Source organism: Lentilactobacillus dabitei, assembly GCF_019061365.1.
GTDB classification, from domain to species: Bacteria; Bacillota; Bacilli; order Lactobacillales; family Lactobacillaceae; genus Lentilactobacillus; species Lentilactobacillus dabitei.
In genome coordinates this window covers 15,447-16,181 of sequence record NZ_JAHPPD010000043.1, presented here as the reverse complement: position 1 = coordinate 16,181, position 735 = coordinate 15,447, and the positions used below count along the sequence as shown (strand labels likewise).

The window sequence follows — 735 nt, the reverse complement described above, 5'->3', positions numbered from 1 at the left end:
ATCCTTGAATAGAAAACCCCAATTCTTATCAACATTTTTGACCAATTTATTAATATATTCACGAACGCCATTGGCTAATTTTCCAAACCATTTAGTAATGTCTTCCCAAGCTTTCTTAGCCCATGAAATTAAACCGTTGACGAATTTACGAAACTTCTTGCTGTGCTTATATAACTCATACAAAGCTACACCAATGCCAACCACTGCTAGGCCAAGCATAACATAGGGGTTGGCATCAGCAGCTATATCCATGAGCTTTTCAGCACCAGTTACTTTTAAAATCCAATTTCTAAATTTTTTTAAGGCCAATACCGTATTTAGAATTTTTTTGCCACAAATAATCCTAGTAACGCTGTCCCAACCCCTTTAATGAGAGATTTCTGTTTAGAAATATTCTTTAATCCATTAGCAATACCTTTTAACCCTTTGGAAGCTTTGCCGCTATTTCCGCTCATTGATTTAATAACGGCAGCTATCGGTTTCCATATTCCAACAGCCAGGTTTTTAACAATTGAGAAAAGAGAAGTAACAATCTTATTCAGGTCACCATGATGTTTGCCAATAAAAGCAACCGCTTTACCAGCATAATCACCAACTTTTGCCCCTAATAGTTTAACAATATTTTCTAGTTCTTTACGGGCGGACTTTAAACCACCATTTCTACCAGTCATTGAATCCATGCCCTTAGCAAACCCAGCAGATAAAGGTTTGGCAAAAGCTACTTCCAAATTTTGC

General features: G+C 36.7%; 2 protein-coding genes. Both read right to left on the bottom strand.

The genetic code is table 11. The features are described from left to right. Nucleotides 1-309, bottom strand: a 309-nt coding sequence (locus KTE19_RS07875; protein ID WP_217342009.1) for a hypothetical protein, incomplete at its 3' end; no start/stop codon positions are given. A gap of 8 nt (nt 310-317) precedes the next feature. Further along, on the bottom strand, nt 318-735 hold a 418-nt coding region (locus KTE19_RS07870; protein ID WP_217342008.1), incomplete at its 5' end, for a hypothetical protein.